General features: G+C 44.7%; 18 protein-coding genes. 1 reads left to right on the forward strand and 17 read right to left on the reverse strand.

Annotated elements, in window-relative coordinates; genetic code table 11:
* Positions 1-420 precede the first annotated feature (420 nt).
* From rlmN to trmJ, 12 genes are all read right to left on the reverse strand, one after another.
* A complete protein-coding gene (gene rlmN, locus HOP38_RS13245) occupies positions 421-1,545 on the reverse strand; it encodes a dual-specificity RNA methyltransferase RlmN (RefSeq protein WP_006072569.1) in 1,125 nt (374 codons plus the stop codon).
* A gap of 189 nt (positions 1,546-1,734) precedes the next feature.
* Positions 1,735-2,160, reverse strand: coding sequence for a nucleoside-diphosphate kinase (gene ndk / locus HOP38_RS13250; protein ID WP_006072571.1), 426 nt, complete (start codon positions 2,158-2,160; stop codon positions 1,735-1,737).
* Between the two features lie 32 nt (positions 2,161-2,192).
* Positions 2,193-3,491: an aminopeptidase PepB gene (gene pepB, locus HOP38_RS13255; protein WP_088876171.1), complete on the reverse strand. Its 1,299-nt coding sequence runs from the start codon at positions 3,489-3,491 to the stop codon at positions 2,193-2,195.
* A gap of 176 nt (positions 3,492-3,667) precedes the next feature.
* The gene (gene iscX, locus HOP38_RS13260) at positions 3,668-3,868 is read right to left on the reverse strand and encodes a Fe-S cluster assembly protein IscX (protein WP_198558217.1); all 201 of its coding nucleotides are present in this window, start codon (positions 3,866-3,868) and stop codon (positions 3,668-3,670) included.
* A 14-nt stretch (positions 3,869-3,882) separates the two neighbouring features.
* Positions 3,883-4,221 (reverse strand): ISC system 2Fe-2S type ferredoxin, encoded by a 339-nt coding sequence (gene fdx / locus HOP38_RS13265; RefSeq protein ID WP_198558218.1) that lies wholly within the window; start codon positions 4,219-4,221, stop codon positions 3,883-3,885.
* 19 nt (positions 4,222-4,240) lie between these two features.
* The gene (gene hscA / locus HOP38_RS13270) at positions 4,241-6,091 is read right to left on the reverse strand and encodes a Fe-S protein assembly chaperone HscA (RefSeq protein WP_006072578.1); all 1,851 of its coding nucleotides are present in this window, start codon (positions 6,089-6,091) and stop codon (positions 4,241-4,243) included.
* A 23-nt stretch (positions 6,092-6,114) separates the two neighbouring features.
* Complete coding sequence (gene hscB / locus HOP38_RS13275) at positions 6,115-6,630, reverse strand: co-chaperone HscB (RefSeq protein WP_006072580.1); 516 nt, start codon at positions 6,628-6,630, stop codon at positions 6,115-6,117.
* 67 nt (positions 6,631-6,697) lie between these two features.
* On the reverse strand, positions 6,698-7,021 hold the full coding sequence (iscA, locus tag HOP38_RS13280; RefSeq protein WP_006072581.1) for an iron-sulfur cluster assembly protein IscA: 324 nt from the start codon (positions 7,019-7,021) through the stop codon (positions 6,698-6,700).
* A 58-nt stretch (positions 7,022-7,079) separates the two neighbouring features.
* Positions 7,080-7,460, reverse strand: a complete 381-nt coding sequence (gene iscU / locus HOP38_RS13285; RefSeq protein ID WP_006072582.1) for a Fe-S cluster assembly scaffold IscU — start codon at positions 7,458-7,460, stop codon at positions 7,080-7,082.
* Between the two features lie 33 nt (positions 7,461-7,493).
* Positions 7,494-8,708: an IscS subfamily cysteine desulfurase gene (locus HOP38_RS13290; protein ID WP_006072583.1), complete on the reverse strand. Its 1,215-nt coding sequence runs from the start codon at positions 8,706-8,708 to the stop codon at positions 7,494-7,496.
* A gap of 29 nt (positions 8,709-8,737) precedes the next feature.
* Positions 8,738-9,244, reverse strand: coding sequence for a Fe-S cluster assembly transcriptional regulator IscR (iscR, locus tag HOP38_RS13295; RefSeq protein WP_006072585.1), 507 nt, complete (start codon positions 9,242-9,244; stop codon positions 8,738-8,740).
* Positions 9,245-9,356: 112 nt separating this feature from the next.
* Positions 9,357-10,088, reverse strand: a complete 732-nt coding sequence (gene trmJ, locus HOP38_RS13300) for a tRNA (cytosine(32)/uridine(32)-2'-O)-methyltransferase TrmJ (RefSeq protein ID WP_038227966.1) — start codon at positions 10,086-10,088, stop codon at positions 9,357-9,359.
* A 177-nt stretch (positions 10,089-10,265) separates the two neighbouring features.
* Between trmJ and suhB the strand changes: the two genes are divergently transcribed.
* Positions 10,266-11,069 carry an inositol-1-monophosphatase gene (gene suhB / locus HOP38_RS13305; RefSeq protein ID WP_031493748.1) on the forward strand — a complete coding sequence of 268 codons (804 nt, stop codon included), beginning with the start codon at positions 10,266-10,268 and terminating at the stop codon, positions 11,067-11,069.
* Between the two features lie 225 nt (positions 11,070-11,294).
* On the opposite strand, the gene secF is transcribed toward suhB, so the two are convergent.
* From secF to queA, 5 genes are all read right to left on the reverse strand, one after another.
* Positions 11,295-12,242 carry a protein translocase subunit SecF gene (gene secF, locus HOP38_RS13310; protein WP_038227970.1) on the reverse strand — a complete coding sequence of 316 codons (948 nt, stop codon included), beginning with the start codon at positions 12,240-12,242 and terminating at the stop codon, positions 11,295-11,297.
* Positions 12,243-12,251: 9 nt separating this feature from the next.
* Positions 12,252-14,108 carry a protein translocase subunit SecD gene (gene secD, locus HOP38_RS13315; protein ID WP_006074800.1) on the reverse strand — a complete coding sequence of 619 codons (1,857 nt, stop codon included), beginning with the start codon at positions 14,106-14,108 and terminating at the stop codon, positions 12,252-12,254.
* Between the two features lie 22 nt (positions 14,109-14,130).
* On the reverse strand, positions 14,131-14,460 hold the full coding sequence (yajC, locus tag HOP38_RS13320) for a preprotein translocase subunit YajC (protein WP_006074799.1): 330 nt from the start codon (positions 14,458-14,460) through the stop codon (positions 14,131-14,133).
* Positions 14,461-14,629: 169 nt separating this feature from the next.
* Positions 14,630-15,763, reverse strand: a complete 1,134-nt coding sequence (tgt, locus tag HOP38_RS13325; protein WP_006074798.1) for a tRNA guanosine(34) transglycosylase Tgt — start codon at positions 15,761-15,763, stop codon at positions 14,630-14,632.
* Between the two features lie 151 nt (positions 15,764-15,914).
* Complete coding sequence (queA, locus tag HOP38_RS13330) at positions 15,915-16,967, reverse strand: tRNA preQ1(34) S-adenosylmethionine ribosyltransferase-isomerase QueA (protein ID WP_198558219.1); 1,053 nt, start codon at positions 16,965-16,967, stop codon at positions 15,915-15,917.
* Positions 16,968-17,095 lie beyond the last annotated feature (128 nt).

A 17,095-nucleotide genomic window follows, 5' to 3' on the forward strand; every position in this document is an offset into this window, starting at 1 on the left:
TATCGTCATTAGTGTGGTAAATCGTACGTACTAACTGTATTTACAGCATAGTCCCAAATTGCCTACTTCTGCACCTCAATCTATTGCAAAGTGCTCGATTTCATTATGATTTTCGCGCAATGTCGCCCCATAATGGGCCAAGACAGCGGCTGAATGTGACCATCATAGTCGATTCTAACCACGAGTTAAAATCGGCAAACGTAAAACGACGTAAATAGAGCCATTTTTGATAAAAAATTGACACTATCTATAAGGTTCAAGCGACGTTTTGAAATATTTGATTAACAAAACCGATATTTGTTCCATTAATACTGAATTTTTTATCAGTAAATTGTGGCAAAGATCAGATATTTTCGATTACAGCACTATAGATACAAAAAAACCAAGCAAATACTTGGTTTTTCTTTATTTATTTCTGTTTTATACCGTTTTTACCGGAATGGCTTCACCTTTTTGCTCAGCCAACTGCTTGGTGCGTTTAGTACGGTCAATTACATCACCGACTAATTGGCCACACGCCGCATCAATGTCGTCACCGCGAGTCTTACGGACTGTCACAGTGTAGTCATACTGCATTAACGTCTTCATGAAACGATCTATGCGCGAGTTACTCGGTTTCTTGTAAGGAGAGCCCGGATAAGGGTTAAATGGAATCAAGTTAATTTTCGCAGGCGTGTCTTTCAACAATTCTGCAAGCTCACGAGCATGATCCATATCATCGTTGACGTGGTCTAAAAGTACGTATTCAACCGTTACTTTGCCACGATTAGCATTAGATGACGCAATATAGCGACGAACTGACGCTAAGAAATCTTCGATATCCCAACGATCATTAATCGGCATGATTTCACTACGCAACTTATCATTTGGAGCGTGAAGAGAAATAGCCAATGCAACATCAATTTCACCCGTCATTTGATCAAGACCGGACACCACACCTGAAGTCGATACCGTTACGCGGCGTTTGGACAAACCAAAGCCAAGATCGTCTAGCATAATTTCTAACGCAGGCATCAGATTTTTCATGTTGAGTAGAGGCTCGCCCATACCCATCATCACTACGTTTGTTATTGGACGACGACCAGTCTCTTTTTCAAGGCCGACTTCACGCGCAGCGCGCCAAACCTGACCGATGATTTCCGAGACTTTAAGGTTACGGTTAAAGCCCTGCTGTGCCGTTGAACAGAATTTACACTCCAACGCACAACCTACTTGAGATGAAACACACAACGTTGCGCGGTCATCATCTGGGATATAGACCGTTTCAACATCTTGATCACCTACACGCATCGCCCATTTAATGGTGCCATCTGATGAGTGTTGCGCTTCAGAGACTGTCGGAGCTTTAATTTCAGCCAAACGAATCAGCTTTTCACGAAGCTTCTTGTTGATGTTGGTCATCTTTTCAAAGTCATCACAACCAAAATGATAGATCCACTTCATAACCTGATCAGCACGGAAGGCTTTTTCGCCAAGTTCCTCTTGGAAGAATTTACGCATACCTTTGCGATCAAAATCGAGTAGATTGACTTTTTGTGCGGTCATGTTGCCTCTTCGATGACGGTGATTCTACTTAAGGGCGCGAATTGTACAGCCTTTAGGCGACTACAACAAGCGCTACAAAACCTTAAAATAATAAGGTATTCATTTATAAGTGAACATTTTTTGAACAGAATAAACACTCAATATTAAAAAAGGAGGCCTAAGCCTCCTTGTGTTGAGCGGAATCAATCATTAACGCGGACAAATTTCCGACGTAGGGAAGAAAAATTCAATTTCACGCGCTGCCGACTCTGGACTGTCTGAGCCGTGTACCGAGTTATGGCGCATGCTTAATGCGTAATCTGCACGAATGGTTCCACATGCAGCTTCTTCTGGGTTAGTCTTCCCCATAAGCTCACGATAACGAGCGATAGCATCTTCGCCTTCAAGTACTTGAACCATGATAGGACCAGAGGTCATAAACTCGCGCAGTGCATCAAAGAATGGCTTACCCTCGTGTTCAGCGTAAAACCCTTTCGCTTGCTCATCGGTCAAGTGAACCATCTTAGCTGCGATAATTTTTAGACCAGCTTTCTCAATACGATGATAGATCTCACCAATAAGATTACGTTCTACAGCATCAGGCTTAACGATTGAAAATGTTCTTTCTAGGGCCATTATTGTTCCTTATCTTTCTGTTTCTATTGTTGTTATTTGGTTTGAGCTTGCTCAGTAAGCAGTCGAGCTAGAGTACGAATACCCATGCCAGTTGCCCCCGCAGACCACTTGTCAGTCCCCGCTTTGCGATAAGTGCCGGCACAATCGAAATGCAACCAACCTTTTTTATAATCGGTAACAAAGTAAGACAAAAATGCCGCTGCAGTGCTTGCACCTGGTGAGTAATCACCACTGCTGATATTTGAAAGATCAGCAAAGTTTGACGGCAGCATACCTCGATGGAAATCTGCTAGCGGTAGTGGCCACAAACCTTCTTTTTCTTGGTTTGCATTGGTTAATGCTTGATGAGTGAGTTCATCATCAAAAGACATGATAGCGTGGTAATCATTACCTAGAGCATTCTTAGCTGCACCGGTGAGCGTAGCACAGTCAATAATCAGCTCAGGGTTTTGTTCACTCGCGTAAATGAGACCATCAGCTAGAACCAAGCGTCCCTCGGCATCGGTATTCATGATCTCAACCGTCTTACCATTTTTATAAGTGATCACGTCACCCAATTTAAGCGCTCGGCCAGAAACCATGTTTTCCGCACAGCAGAGAATCAACTTCACACGTTTATTCAAACCACGCATGATCGCTAATCCCAAGCCGCCAGTGATAGTACCAGCGCCACCCATGTCTGCTTTCATCGCCGACATAAAGTTAGAAGGCTTCAGGCTGTAGCCGCCAGAATCGAATGTGATGCCTTTACCAACTAGGCACGCAAATACTGGGGCATTTTCGTCACCAGTTGGGTTGTAATCGAGTTGCAGCATTGCCGATGTACGTTCAGAACCGCGACCTACAGCGAAAATACCTTCCCATCCTTCAGTCAGCAGATCTTTATCTTTTACAATGCGGTAAGTAACGTGCTCAGGTGCCGTTGATTTAATGAACTCAGCCGCCATAGTCGCAAGTTGACGAGGTGCAACTTCTTCCGCGCTCTTGTTGATGATGTCACGAGTCCAGTTGGAAGCTTTGATACGTGCATTCAGCTCGTTTTCATCTTGTTCACCGAGTGACGGCAGTGTTACTTGCGTGCTTTTCTTAGAGTTACGATAGCCTTGATAGAATGCCCAGGTTGATTCTAGATCCCAGCCTTCACCAGCCAGTGTTGCATTAGAAATACCTTGTGAGTCTAATTTACGAGCCGCGCGCTGAATAGCGCCTAAATCGTGGCCCTCACCTAAGTGGACTGTCGCGCCAGTTTCTGTGAAAGAGATGATTGCTTTGTCGCCCCATTGAGGAGCAGCCGCTTCTTGGCTAAGAAATACCGACATTGTGTTAGACATGGTCTCTCCTTGTCTTAATTCTGTTTTGTGTTGTCGTATCTTATGGTTCAAATGATGTTATCACTATGTAGAGACAATACCAATGACCCGCCCAAGGGAATTAATAACAATGTAACATGTAGCGACAAAAAAACGGACCAAAGGTCCGTTTTTAGAAGTAAAGTTAGAGCGATTTATCAATCGTACTCATCCATCCAGCATAAGATGACTGCTTCAAGGATTTTCTCATTAGAACGATTTGGATCATCGTCAAAATCTTCTAGTTCCGTTATCCATTGATGTAAGTCGGTAAAACGAACCGTTTTAGGGTCCTTATCTGGAAATTGATCGCACAACTCAATAGCGATATCACGAGAATCAGTCCATTTTAAGCTCATGTATCCTCCACTTATTAGTGATCTTCAGATGCGTGGTTTAACGTGTATTTTGGAATTTCTACCACTAAGTCTTCATCAGCAACGATGGCTTGGCAACCCAAACGTGATTCTGGTTCTAAGCCCCAAGCTTTATCTAGCATGTCATCTTCAAGCTCTTCACTCTCTTCAAGTGAATCGAAACCTTCACGAATAATCACGTGACAAGTTGTGCAAGCGCACGATTTCTCACAAGCGTGCTCAATCCCAATACCGTTTTTTAGTGCCACATCTAATACGGTTTCGCCTTCGTTAGCCTCTAACACTGCGCCTTCTGGGCACAGATCTTCATGGGGCAGAACAACTATTTTTGGCATGACTACTTAGTCCTCGAATTTAAATGTTATCTACTGATTGACCGGCAAGAGCTTCGCGAATGGACTTGTCCATACGACGAGAAGCAAATTCTTGGCTCGCTTTATCAGTATCTTTTATACCTTGTTCAATGGCGTCGGCATCGTCACCATTGCGCAATTTAATTAGTGCTTCAATAGCTTCTACTAGTGTTTGTTTTTCTTGTTCATCTAATAAAGCATCACCATCAGCTTGCATCGCTGCAATTAACCCTTCGATAACGCGATCGGCTTCCACACGTTGTTCAGCCAAAGCACGAGCCAACATGTCGTCTTTAGCGTAAGTCATCGAGTCTTTAAGCATATTGGTCACTTCATCATCGCTGAGTCCGTATGATGGTTTGACTTGAATATCAGATTGAATACCTGTGCTCTTTTCCATCGCAGTGACCGACAGTAGACCATCTGCATCAACCTGATAGGTGACACGAATATGCGCAGCACCCGCCGCCATTGGAGGAATACCTTTAAGTGAAAAACGAGCCAGAGAACGACAATCATCAACCATTTCACGTTCACCTTGAACAATATGAACCGACATAGCCGTTTGACCGTCTTTAAAAGTGGTAAACTCTTGAGCACGAGCAACTGGGATGGTTGTATTTCGAGGAACAATTTTCTCGACCAAGCCACCCATGGTTTCAATACCTAGAGATAAAGGCAGTACGTCGAGTAGCAGCATTTCAGAGTCAGGTTTGTTTCCTGCAAGAATATCCGCTTGAATGGCAGCACCAATCGCAACGACTTCATCAGGGTTAATGCTAGTCAGAGGTGTTTTCCCAAAGAACTCGCCTACCATGTCGCGAACCAAAGGTGTACGGGTTGAACCACCCACCATGACGACTTCAAGCACCTCTTCAGCGTCAACTTCCGCATCTTTTAGAGCACGGCGACAAGAAAGAAGGGTTTTCTTAACTAGGGCACGAATGAGATCTTCAAATTGAGCTTTCTCTAATTCGCCTTGCCAACCTAGCACATCCACACTTGCCACATCAGATTGACTCAAATCGATCTTAGCTTGCGTTGCAGCGTCCAGTAATTCACGCTGCTCTTGAACCGTTAATTCAGCCTTACCAATTTGCTGCTGCAAATGTTCTGCAACCAAATGGTCAAAGTCATCGCCACCCAGCGCTGAATCGCCGCCCGTTGCGAGTACTTCAAACACGCCACGAGATAATCGCAGAATAGATATATCAAAGGTACCGCCACCAAGATCATAAACAGCAATCACACCTTCTTGACCACTATCCAAACCATAAGCAATCGCGGCCGCAGTAGGTTCATTGAGTAGTCGTAAGACATGTAAACCAGCTAAGCTCGCTGCGTCCTTTGTGCCTTGACGCTGAGCATCATCAAAGTAGGCAGGAACCGTGATAACCACTCCTGCTAATTCGCCACCTAGCGATTCTTCTGCACGTTGAGAAAGTGCTTTTAAGATATCAGAGGACACTTGAATAGGATTCTTCGCCCCACCACGCGTTTGTAATACTGGCAGACCATTATCACTTTCTGTCAAAGAGTAAGGCATAGATGGGTAACGGCTTTGAACATCCGCAAGTGAACGACCTAATAAGCGTTTTACCGAAATAATAGTATTCACTGGATCAGAAGCTGCGTTATCACGAGCCTCAACACCGACCGTGGTCGACTCTTCTGTGTAATGCACGGCCGAAGGCAAGATATTTCTGCCATTCGAATCTGGTAGCGTGGCTGCTTCTCCACTTCTTACCGTTGCAACTAGAGAGTTTGTAGTCCCTAGATCAATACCTGCAGCCAACTTATGTTCGTGTGGCGCAGAGCTTTGACCGGGTTCTGCGATTTGAAGTAATGCCATTCAAATATCCTTGGGAGCTTCCATTAACCAAGCAGCTTATCTTCGAGCTGTTCTATTTCACTTTGCAACTTGGCGATAAATTTTAGTTTTCTGACGCTATCTGCAGCTTGTGGCCACTGATTCTGTTCGAGCAGCTGTTGTAACTCAAGCAGTTGTGATTTGAACATTTTGCTGACCTTCGCCTCAAAGTCAAAGAGTTCTGACTCAACATCACTTGAGGTCTCTATTTCTTCGAGGGTCTCACGCAGTTCCATCTGTTCCATTAAGAACATAGGGTCTTGCAAGGTTTGCTGTTCAGCTCGAATATCTACGCCATTCTCAGCCAGCAGATACTCTGCTCGAGAAATTGGCTTACGAAGTACTTCGTATGCGTCATTGATTTGCGCTGCTTTCTGAACCGCAAGCATGCGGTCACGCTCGGAAGCGGTAGCAAAGTTATCGGGATGAAAGCGTCGCTGTAATTCTCTGAATTGAGAAGAAAGAAGGCTACCGTCCAGCTGAAACTGAATAGGTAGCCCAAATAGTTCGAAATGGTTCATAACATAGACTCGCAAACAAGAATCGTGGAGCAACTGGCTAAACCAACTGCACCACGACTATTAAAGGTTAAACATTAAAGCTCTCACCACAACCGCACTCGCCTTTTGCGTTTGGGTTGTTGAATTCGAACCCTTCGTTCAAGCCCTCTTTCACGTAATCAAGCTCTGTTCCATCGAGATAAACCAAGCTCTTTGCATCGATGATGACTTTCACACCTTCATGCTCAAAGACTTCATCACCATCATCAAGTTCATCAACAAACTCAAGAACATAGGCCATACCAGAACACCCAGTGGTCTTTACACCTAAACGTAATCCAATACCTTTACCGCGGTTTTCTAAAAACGTTCTTACTCGGCTTGCTGCTGCTTCTGTCATTGAGATGGCCATACTACAACCTTTGTTTGCTTCTCTTGATGATATATTAAGGCTTGGTTATCCAAGCGATTTAGTCGTGCTTTTTCTTATAATCGGCTACGGCGGCTTTAATTGCGTCTTCCGCAAGAATTGAGCAGTGAACTTTTACTGGCGGCAACTCTAGTTCTTCAGCAATTTCAGCATTTTTGATAGCCGCAGCTTCTTCAATTGATTTACCTTTTACCCACTCTGTAACCAGTGAGCTTGATGCGATAGCTGAACCGCAACCGTAGGTTTTGAACTTCGCGTCTTCGATAATACCTTCTGGTGTTACCTTAATCTGAAGCTTCATTACGTCGCCACAAGCTGGCGCGCCTACCATACCACTTCCCACAGCTGGATCATTTTTATCAAACGACCCTACATTACGTGGGTTTTCATAGTGGTCAATAACCTTTTCACTATATGCCATAATAAATTCCTCGAATCCTCTACTATCGTGAGATTAGTGGTGTGCCCACTCGACCGTATCTAGGTCAATCCCTTCTTTATACATATCCCATAGAGGAGACATGTCACGTAACTTGTTCACTGCTGTTGTAATTTGCTCAATCGCATAGTCGATATCTTCTTCTGTCGTGAAGCGACCAAACGAGAAACGTACAGAGCTGTGTGCCAGTTCATCGTTCAAACCTAATGCACGAAGTACATAAGATGGTTCTAGGCTCGCTGAAGTACATGCTGAACCGGATGATACTGCAAGATCTTTCAATGACATCAATAGCGATTCACCTTCAACAAATGCGAAGCTCACGTTTAGGTTGTGAGGTACACGCTGCTCTAGATCACCATTGATCGTAACGGCTTCAAGATCTTTAACACCGTTTAACAGGCGATCACGCAGAGATTTTGCATGGTCATAATCTTTTTGCATATCTTGCTTAGCAATAGCAAATGCCTCGCCCATACCAACAATTTGGTGAGTCGGTAACGTACCAGAACGGAAACCACGCTCATGACCACCACCGTGCATTTGTGCTTCTAAACGGATACGTGGTTTACGACGAACGTAAAGTGCACCGATACCTTTAGGGCCATAAATCTTGTGAGCTGACATTGAAATTAAGTCAACTTTCATTTCTTGAACATCAATTGGCAATTTGCCAGCCGATTGCGCAGCATCAACGTGGAAAACGATTTTCTTGCTGCGGCATAGCTCACCAATAGCGGCGATATCTTGAACAACACCAATTTCGTTGTTTACGTGCATAATAGAAACAAGCACAGTATCGTCACGCATTGCAGCTTCTAACTTTGCTAAATCGATAAGACCATTGGCTTCCGGCTCAAGATACGTTACCTCAAAGCCTTCACGCTCTAATTGACGACATGGGTCAAGTACTGCTTTATGCTCTGTTTTACAGGTAATAACATGCTTACCTTTTTTAGCGTAAAAATGAGCAGCACCCTTGATAGCAAGGTTGTCTGATTCTGTCGCGCCCGAAGTGAAAATAATTTCGCGAGGATCCGCGTTCAACAGATCGGCGATTTGCTCACGCGCGTTGTCTACTGCTTCTTCTGCTTGCCAACCAAAACGGTGTGATCGTGACGCTGGGTTACCAAAGGTACCGTCCATCGTCATAAATTGAACCATCTTTTCTGCAACCCTCGGGTCAACAGGACATGTGGCAGAGTAGTCTAGATAAATAGGCAGTTTCATTCTTTACTCCAATGTAAAAGCAACACTACTTACGAGCGAACATTAATTCCGATGGGTGCGGTGCTTGTACTTTTTCTTGAGAACCCATGATTTACCGCAAGATCTACGTCTTGTCGGTCTGAAATTTCTAATACTTCATTATCTACCATCAGCTCACCGAGAGTGATGTTATTTAAGAAGTCACTAATGCGAGAGCTTAAATCTCTCCAAAGCGTATGAGTGAGGCAACGTGTACCACCTTGGCAATCGCCTTTGCCAGCACATTTGGTTGCATCAACAGACTCATCAACAGCAGCTATCACCGTTCCAATTGCAATATCAGACGCTTCTGCGCCGAGTCGGTAACCACCACCTGGACCGCGTACACTGGCTACAAGTCCAGCTTTGCGCAATTTTGAGAACAGTTGCTCTAAATATGACAGTGAGATCCCTTGACGTTCAGAGATATCTGCCAGAGGTACTGGGCTTTGCTGTGAGTGCAGTGCGACATCTAGCATCGCCGTTACTGCATATCTTCCTTTTGATGTTAGTCTCATATCACACGTTTCCACATTGATTATGTGGTTTCGATTTTTCCATACCTGACTATTTTAATCAAGTATTTATTTGACTAAAATAGTCAGGTATTTAACCCAACAGAAAAAGTGGTTATTTTTTAACCCCTAGCCCTTTTTCTATTGACGTTAAAATACCACGCAACGTGTTGATTTCCTGTGACTCAGGGCGAGCTCTGCTGAACATTCTTCGTAATTTGTTCATTACTAACCCTGGTTTATCCTTAGAGATAAACTGGGTATCGGTGATGACTTTTTCAAGGTGTTGGTAGAATAATTCTAGCTCTTTGTGACGTGGATACTCAGCTTGCTCTTGTTCAGGAAATTGGTTGGCCACACGCTGCAAATGTGCAACACGTACTTCATAACTTAATGTCTGAACCGCCATCGCTAAGTTAAGAGAGCTGTATTCCGGGTTTGCTGGAATACAAGTATGAAAATGGCAAAGCTGCAATTCTTCGTTGGTCAAGCCAGTGCGTTCACGACCAAAAACCAAAGCAACAGGGTGTTGCTCACCTTCTATGGCAAACTTCTCGCCACACTCTCTTGGTTCAATCATAGGCCAATCCAATGTACGAGACCGCGCACTTGAGCCAACAACCAAACCACAATCTTCAATAGCATCTTGCAATGAACCAACAATTTGAGCACCAAGCGCAATATCACTAGCACCCGCTGCAAGCGCAATCGCTTGAGCATCTACCTCACATTGTGGGTCAACCAAGACCATCTGGCTTAACCCCATCACCTTCATCGCTCTTGCTGCTGAGCCGATATTACCGGAGTGAGAGGTTCCGACGAGGACGATTTTCACGTTGTCTAGCATTGTCAAATTGCACCGAGATTACAAAACCGACGAATAATAACATAAACCCGACTAAAATAGTCAGGGTCTTTTTATTCACCCCAATGACAGAACAAAAAATAACCACTTCCTTTTTGCCAAAACTTTGGTATACTCGCCGCCGCTTTTTGTTCTTTAACATCCGTTGGGAAAATTCGTATGCATCCAATGCTAAATATCGCTATACGCGCTGCGCGTAAAGCGGGCAACCATATTGCTAAATCACTAGAAAACACTGACAAGATCGAGTCGGTACAGAAAGGCACCAATGACTTTGTTACTAACGTAGACAAAGAAGCTGAAGCACTCATTATCCATACTATTCAAACATCTTACCCTGACCACAGCATCATCGCTGAAGAAGGTGGCATGATTGAAGGTAAAGATAGCGACGTACAATGGATCATCGACCCACTGGATGGCACTAATAACTTCGTTAAAGGTATTCCACACTTCTCAGTATCTATTGCGGTTCGCATTAAGGGTAAAACTGAAGTTGCGTGCGTATACGATCCAATGCTAAACGAGCTATTCACTGCACAACGCGGTGCTGGCGCTCAATTAAACAACGCTCGAATCCGTGTTAACACACTAAAAGACCTAAAAGGTACTATTATCGGTACAGGTTTTCCTTCGAAGCAGAAACAGCACTCTGAAAGCTATTTCAAGATCATGTCAGCAATGTTTGTCGAATGTGCAGACTTCCGCCGCGCAGGTTCTGCTGCTCTTGATCTTTGCTACGTAGGTGCAGGTCGTCTAGACGGCTTCTTCGAACTAGGCCTAAAACCATGGGACATGGCTGCAGGTGAACTTATCGCACGTGAAGCTGGCGCTATCGTGACTGATTTTTCAGGCGGTACTGAGTACATGAAGTCTGGTAACGTTGTTGCTGCAAGTGCACGTGGTGCTAAGAGCATGCTTAAAATCATTCGCGAGAATGGTAACGAAGCTATCCTTAAGTAATTAGCTTAAGACTCACAGCCCGTCACAGCTGAATTTGAAATCCCGGCCATTGGTCGGGATTTTTTTAGCGTTTTCGATGCAGTGAGACAGTTACTGTCATCCATTTATGACAGACAAAAAAAGCCACTCGATAGAGTGGCTTTTGCAATTTAGGACGATGCTTTCGTCATCCGTGAGTCACGCCTGTGTGGGGATGACGACGCACTTGAAGTCTAATTCGATGCCTTAAGGCATTTCATCAAACTCTGCACCTTCTTTCTCAATCTGCGGTGGCATTAAGTGCTCTTTCTGGATACCCAGTTTCAGAGCCAGAGCCGATGCAACATAGATTGAAGAATAAGTACCAACGGTAATACCTAACAACAAGGCTGTTGCGAACCCGTGAATCATCGCACCACCTTGAGTAAAGAGTGCGATAACTACGAATAATGTAGTACCAGACGTAATCAAAGTACGGCTTAACGTTTGAGTGATTGAGCTGTTCATAATGTCAGCTGGCTCACCATTACGCATCTTACGGAAGTTTTCTCGAATACGGTCGAAAACAACGATCGTATCATTGAGCGAGTAACCGACTACGGTAAGCAGTGCCGCAACAATGGTAAGGTCGACTTCGATTTGCATCAAAGAGAAAATACCCAACGTAATTATAACGTCGTGCGCGAGTGCTAGTACCGCACCTGCCGCTAAGCGCCATTCGAATCGTACAGATACATAGATCAAGATACAGATTAACGATACTAGGATCGCCAAACCGCCCGCTTCGGTCAGCTCATCACCCACGTTCGGACCAACAAACTCGATACGGCGCATTTCAACGCTTTCGCCCGTACCTTGTTTAATCGCGTCCAAAATCTGGTTACCTAGTGCTTCCGCTTGTACATCTTCACGCGGACGAAGACGAACCATGACATCACGAGATGAACCAAAGTTCTGAACCGTTGCATCACCAAAGCCTTTCGCATCTAGAGCCGAACGAACTTGCTCAAGATTGGCCGGCTGCTCAAAGCCAACTTCAATCAACGTACCGCCAGTAAAGTCTAGACCCCAGTTCAACCATTTGGTTGACAGAGTAAAGATGGCAGCACCTATCATCACGAGCGACAAGGCAAATGCCGCTTTAGACCAACGCATAAAGTCGATCGTTTTGTCTGCTTTCAATATCTGAAACATAACTAACCCTTAGATCGACAACTTGTTGATACGCTTACCACCGTACACTAGGTTCACGAGGCATCGTGTACCAATGATGGCAGTAAACATTGAAGTGATAATACCAATCGACAGCGTTACCGCGAAGCCTTTGATTGCTCCGGTACCTACTGCGAATAGAATAATCGCGGTAATTAGCGTGGTAATGTTCGCATCAGCGATGGTACTAAATGCATTGGCATAACCTTGGTGAATCGCTTGTTGAGGATTACGTCCCTCTTTTAGCTCTTCACGTATCCGCTCAAATATCAGAACGTTTGCATCAACCGCCATACCTACGGTAAGTACGATACCTGCAATACCTGGTAACGTCATCGTTGCACCCGGTATCATGGACATCACACCAACGATCAATACGATGTTAGCCATTAGTGCCATATTGGCAAATAGGCCAAATCGACGGTAATAGACCAAGGTGAATAGCATTACGGCGATCATACCTGTAATACATGCCTTAATGCCCATATCGATGTTTTGCTGACCCATTGATGGACCGATGGTACGCTCTTCAACGATCGAAATAGGTGCAATCAGAGCACCGGCACGCAATAGCAGAGCTAAGTTGTGAGCTTCGGCAGCAGAATCGATACCAGTGATGCGGAAGTTGCGACCAAGTGCCGATTGAATCGTCGCTTGGTTAATAACTTCTTCATGCTTATCAAGAATAACTTTGCCTTCCGGTGTGCGCTTGCCGCTGTCTTTATACTCAGCGAAAACCGTTGCCATCAGCTTACCAATATTCTGACGTGAGAACGCCGCCATTTTGTTACCACCTTCGCTATCTAGCGAGATGTTAACTTGTGGGCGACCATATTCATCAGCACTTGAACTTGCATCGGTAATGCTCGCACCGCCAAGAATAACGCGCTTCTTCAACACCACAGGACGACCGTCACGGTCTTGCTTGATTTCACTACCCGCTGGCGCTCGACCATTAGCAGCTGCTGCAAGATCCGCAGAGCTGTCTACTTCACGGAATTCTAGCGTTGCTGTTGCACCAAGAATCTCTTTAGCTCGAGCAGTATCTTGTACACCTGGAAGTTCAACTACGATACGGCTAGCACCTTGACGTTGAACCAGAGGTTCAGCCACACCCAGTTCGTTTACACGGTTACGTAAAATGGTGATGTTCTGCTCGACAGCATAGTTACGAATCTCTTGTAGACGAGTTTCTTTAAAACGCGCTACAAGTGCGAAACGACCATTTGAGTCAGAATCAAAGAAGTCCATGTCTGGGTGTTTCGTGGTTAGCACCGCTTTTGCTTCCGCGAGTTGTTCAGCGTCACGAAGTAGTACTTCAACACCATCTTTACCCGATGGACGAATGGAGCGGTAGCGAATTCGGTCTTCACGAAGCTCACTACGAAATGCTTCTTCTTGCTGACCCACCAGCTTTTCCATCGCAGCGTCCATATCCACTTCCATCAAGAAGTGAACACCACCACGAAGGTCCAAGCCTAATTTCATTGGGTTTGCACCGATCGACTCTAACCAGTTTGGCGTAGCTGGCGCTAGGTTCAATGCAACAATGGAATCTTTACCTAAAGCTTGGCTGATTACGTCACGCGCACTGATTTGAGTATCAGTATCGTTGAAACGAACAAGAATGGAGCCATTTTCTAAAGCAATGGACTTACGAGAAAGTTGCTCTTCTTCAAGAGCTTTGGTGACAGTATCCAGCGTCGACATATCAACAGAGGCGCCACGCGCCCCTGTAATTTGAATAGCCGGATCTTCACCGTATAGATTGGGAAGTGCATACAAAGCTGCGATGGCGATGGCAAACACCACCATCAGGTACTTCCACAAAGGATAACGGTTTAGCACAGCGAGGATCCTTTAGCTGTTTTTATAGAGACTTTAGCGTACCTTTTGGTAGCACTGCAGTAACGAAGTCTTTCTTGATAACTACTTCATTGTTGTCGTTAAGAGCGATAGCAATGTAGTCGTTGTCTTCAGCAATTTTAGTGATCTTACCAATTAGACCGCCATTAGTTAGGACTTCATCACCCTTACCCATAGAAGCCATTAGGTTTTTATGCTCTTTAGCACGCTTAGCTTGTGGGCGGTAAATCATGAAATAGAAAATTACCGCAAACATGCCAAGCATAATTAGCATTTCAAAACCGCCACCTTGTGGTGCCGCTTCAGCTGCGTGAGCTGCAGAAATCAAACTCATCGGAAAACATCCTCTTTAATGTAAATACATATCCAAAATTGGGCTATCCCCCTATCTTTTCAAGAAGCAAACGGTAACTCAATGTTTCATAGCGACTTAAACACATAAAAAATGTGACCGAGAGCTAGGATTTGGTACCAATTGCAGGGATAGCCGTTTATTTAGCCAACTATTTCATATCTAGTGGCGGCACTTCGCGATTGCGTCGTGCATAAAACTCTTCTACAAACTCATCAAAACGGTCTTCATCAATCGCAGTGCGGATGCTTTCCATCAGACGTTGGTAGTAGCGTAGGTTGTGAATCGTGTTTAAGCGAGCGCCTAAGATCTCATTACAGCGATCTAAATGATGCAGATACGCTTTAGAGTAATTTTTACAGGTGTAGCAATCACAATGCTCATCCAATGGACCTGTATCCGTCTTGTTCGTTGCATTACGGATCTTAACAATGCCACCGGTTACAAATAGATGTCCATTACGTGCATTTCGAGTCGGCATTACGCAATCGAACATATCGATACCACGGCGAACACCTTCAACTAAATCTTCAGGTTTACCTACACCCATTAGATAGCGAGGTTTGTCTTCAGGTAGTTTAGGCGTTGTATGCTCTAATACACGGTGCATGTCTTCTTTTGGCTCACCAACAGCAAGACCACCAACCGCATAACCGTCGAAGCCAATATTAGTTAAGCCTTCAACAGACACATCACGTAGATCTTCGTACACACTACCTTGGACAATACCAAACAACGAGTTAGGGTTCTCAAGCTTGTCGAAATGATCGCGAGAACGTTGTGCCCAGCGCAATGACATTTCCATCGATTTTTTCGCTTCAGCATGGGTCGCTGGGTATGGCGTACATTCGTCAAAAATCATCACCACATCAGAGCCAAGATCTTTCTGGATTTCCATCGATTTTTCAGCATCCATGAAAATCTTGTCACCGTTTACTGGGTTACGGAAATGCACACCTTCTTCAGTGATTTTGCGAATATCCCCAAGGCTAAATACTTGGAAGCCGCCTGAATCGGTAAGGATTGGGCCATGCCAGTTCATGAAGTCATGCAAGTCGCCGTGCATCTTCATGATTTCTTGACCTGGGCGCAACCAAAGGTGGAAAGTGTTACCTAGAAGAATTTCAGCTCCAGTACCTTTTACTTCTTCTGGTGTCATACCTTTCACAGTACCGTAAGTACCAACAGGCATAAACGCTGGCGTTTGTACCGTCCCGCGTTCAAACGTCAATTGACCACGACGAGCGTGGCCATTTTTCTTTTTTAGTTCGTATTGTAATTTCACGAAGCCTCCACATTGCCAGAGACACAGTCTGACTCAATCTTAAAACGCACTAACAAGCGTAGCTTGTCGCACTTGAATGCACTAGCCAAGCGACTAGTGAAGTTGGTAATCCTTACCGTATTCCACTGGCTCCTTGAGTGAAATAAAAATATTAAGCGGTTCTTTTGGTAATGAACATCGCATCACCATAGCTAAAGAAACGGTACTTCTGTTCTACAGCGTGGTGGTATGCACTCATCACATTATCGTAACCCGCAAAGGCACTGACCAGCATGATGAGTGTGGACTCAGGAAGGTGGAAATTGGTGACTAAGCAATCCACCAGCTGATACTCATATCCCGGGAAAATAAAGATTTCTGTATCACCAAAAAATGGCACTAGCTCGGTGCCGTTTTTCAGCGCATCTTGCGCAGCGCTTTCTAAAGAACGAACGGATGTTGTACCGACCGCAATAATTCGGCCACCGTTTGCTTTGGTTTCATTGATCGCATCTACGACCTCCTGCGACACTTCAACGTATTCCGCATGCATATGATGGTCGTTGATATTTTCAACTCGCACAGGTTGGAAAGTACCTGCACCAACATGCAGAGTCACATAGGCAAAATTTACGCCCTTGGCTTTGATTTTCTCAAGTACAGCATCATCAAAGTGTAAACCCGCGGTAGGAGCGGCAACCGCACCGGGTTTCTCGTTGTAAACGGTCTGGTAACGTTCTTTATCGGCATCCTCATCTGGACGATCGATATAAGGAGGTAATGGCATGTGGCCAATATCATTAAGAATATCAAGAACCGTCTTCTCAGACTGCATTTCAATCTCAAAAAGTGCGTCGTGACGAGCGACCATCAACGCTTGGTATTCATCATTCTCTCCAAGGAACAGTTCTGTACCTGGTTTTGGAGCCTTAGAAGATCGAACATGAGCTAAGACACGCTTGTCATCAAGCATACGTTCGACAAGTACTTCAATTTTACCGCCTGACGCTTTACGTCCAAACATTCGTGCTGGAATCACGCGAGTATTATTGAACACGAGCAAATCGCCCGGCTGTACTTGGTCAACAATATCAGTGAAGCTTCCATCTACGACTTCACCAGTATTTCCGGTTAGCTGAAGCAGTCGGCTTGAGCTTCTTTCGGCTTTAGGGTAGCGAGCGATAAGCTCATCTGGTAAATCAAAATGAAAATCTGAAACTTGCATAACACCAATCTTCTATATTAAGCGACAAAAACGGCGAAAAAATTCGCAGCCGCATAGTATAAAGTGACCCGTTGGAATAGCAAGCTGAACCGTCATTGTCCAACGTAAACTCTGTGTTTTTAGGGTAC

The organism is Vibrio mediterranei (assembly GCF_013364395.1).
Lineage (GTDB): Bacteria > Pseudomonadota > Gammaproteobacteria > Enterobacterales > Vibrionaceae > Vibrio > Vibrio mediterranei.

What these genes read in the sequence shown, in the direction of transcription:
- rlmN (WP_006072569.1), bottom strand. Translation starts at nt 1,545, where the DNA reads ATGACCGCACAAAAAGTCAATCTACTCGATTTTGATCGCAAAGGTATG.
- ndk (WP_006072571.1), bottom strand. Translation starts at nt 2,160, where the DNA reads ATGGCCCTAGAAAGAACATTTTCAATCGTTAAGCCTGATGCTGTAGAA.
- pepB (WP_088876171.1), bottom strand. Translation starts at nt 3,491, where the DNA reads ATGTCTAACACAATGTCGGTATTTCTTAGCCAAGAAGCGGCTGCTCCT.
- iscX (WP_198558217.1), bottom strand. Translation starts at nt 3,868, where the DNA reads ATGAGCTTAAAATGGACTGATTCTCGTGATATCGCTATTGAGTTGTGC.
- fdx (WP_198558218.1), bottom strand. Translation starts at nt 4,221, where the DNA reads ATGCCAAAAATAGTTGTTCTGCCCCATGAAGATCTGTGCCCAGAAGGC.
- hscA (WP_006072578.1), bottom strand. Translation starts at nt 6,091, where the DNA reads ATGGCATTACTTCAAATCGCAGAACCCGGTCAAAGCTCTGCGCCACAC.
- hscB (WP_006072580.1), bottom strand. Translation starts at nt 6,630, where the DNA reads ATGAACCATTTCGAACTATTTGGGCTACCTATTCAGTTTCAGCTGGAC.
- iscA (WP_006072581.1), bottom strand. Translation starts at nt 7,021, where the DNA reads ATGGCCATCTCAATGACAGAAGCAGCAGCAAGCCGAGTAAGAACGTTT.
- iscU (WP_006072582.1), bottom strand. Translation starts at nt 7,460, where the DNA reads ATGGCATATAGTGAAAAGGTTATTGACCACTATGAAAACCCACGTAAT.
- HOP38_RS13290 (WP_006072583.1), bottom strand. Translation starts at nt 8,708, where the DNA reads ATGAAACTGCCTATTTATCTAGACTACTCTGCCACATGTCCTGTTGAC.
- iscR (WP_006072585.1), bottom strand. Translation starts at nt 9,244, where the DNA reads ATGAGACTAACATCAAAAGGAAGATATGCAGTAACGGCGATGCTAGAT.
- trmJ (WP_038227966.1), bottom strand. Translation starts at nt 10,088, where the DNA reads ATGCTAGACAACGTGAAAATCGTCCTCGTCGGAACCTCTCACTCCGGT.
- suhB (WP_031493748.1), top strand. Translation starts at nt 10,266, where the DNA reads ATGCATCCAATGCTAAATATCGCTATACGCGCTGCGCGTAAAGCGGGC.
- secF (WP_038227970.1), bottom strand. Translation starts at nt 12,242, where the DNA reads ATGTTTCAGATATTGAAAGCAGACAAAACGATCGACTTTATGCGTTGG.
- yajC (WP_006074799.1), bottom strand. Translation starts at nt 14,460, where the DNA reads ATGAGTTTGATTTCTGCAGCTCACGCAGCTGAAGCGGCACCACAAGGT.
- queA (WP_198558219.1), bottom strand. Translation starts at nt 16,967, where the DNA reads ATGCAAGTTTCAGATTTTCATTTTGATTTACCAGATGAGCTTATCGCT.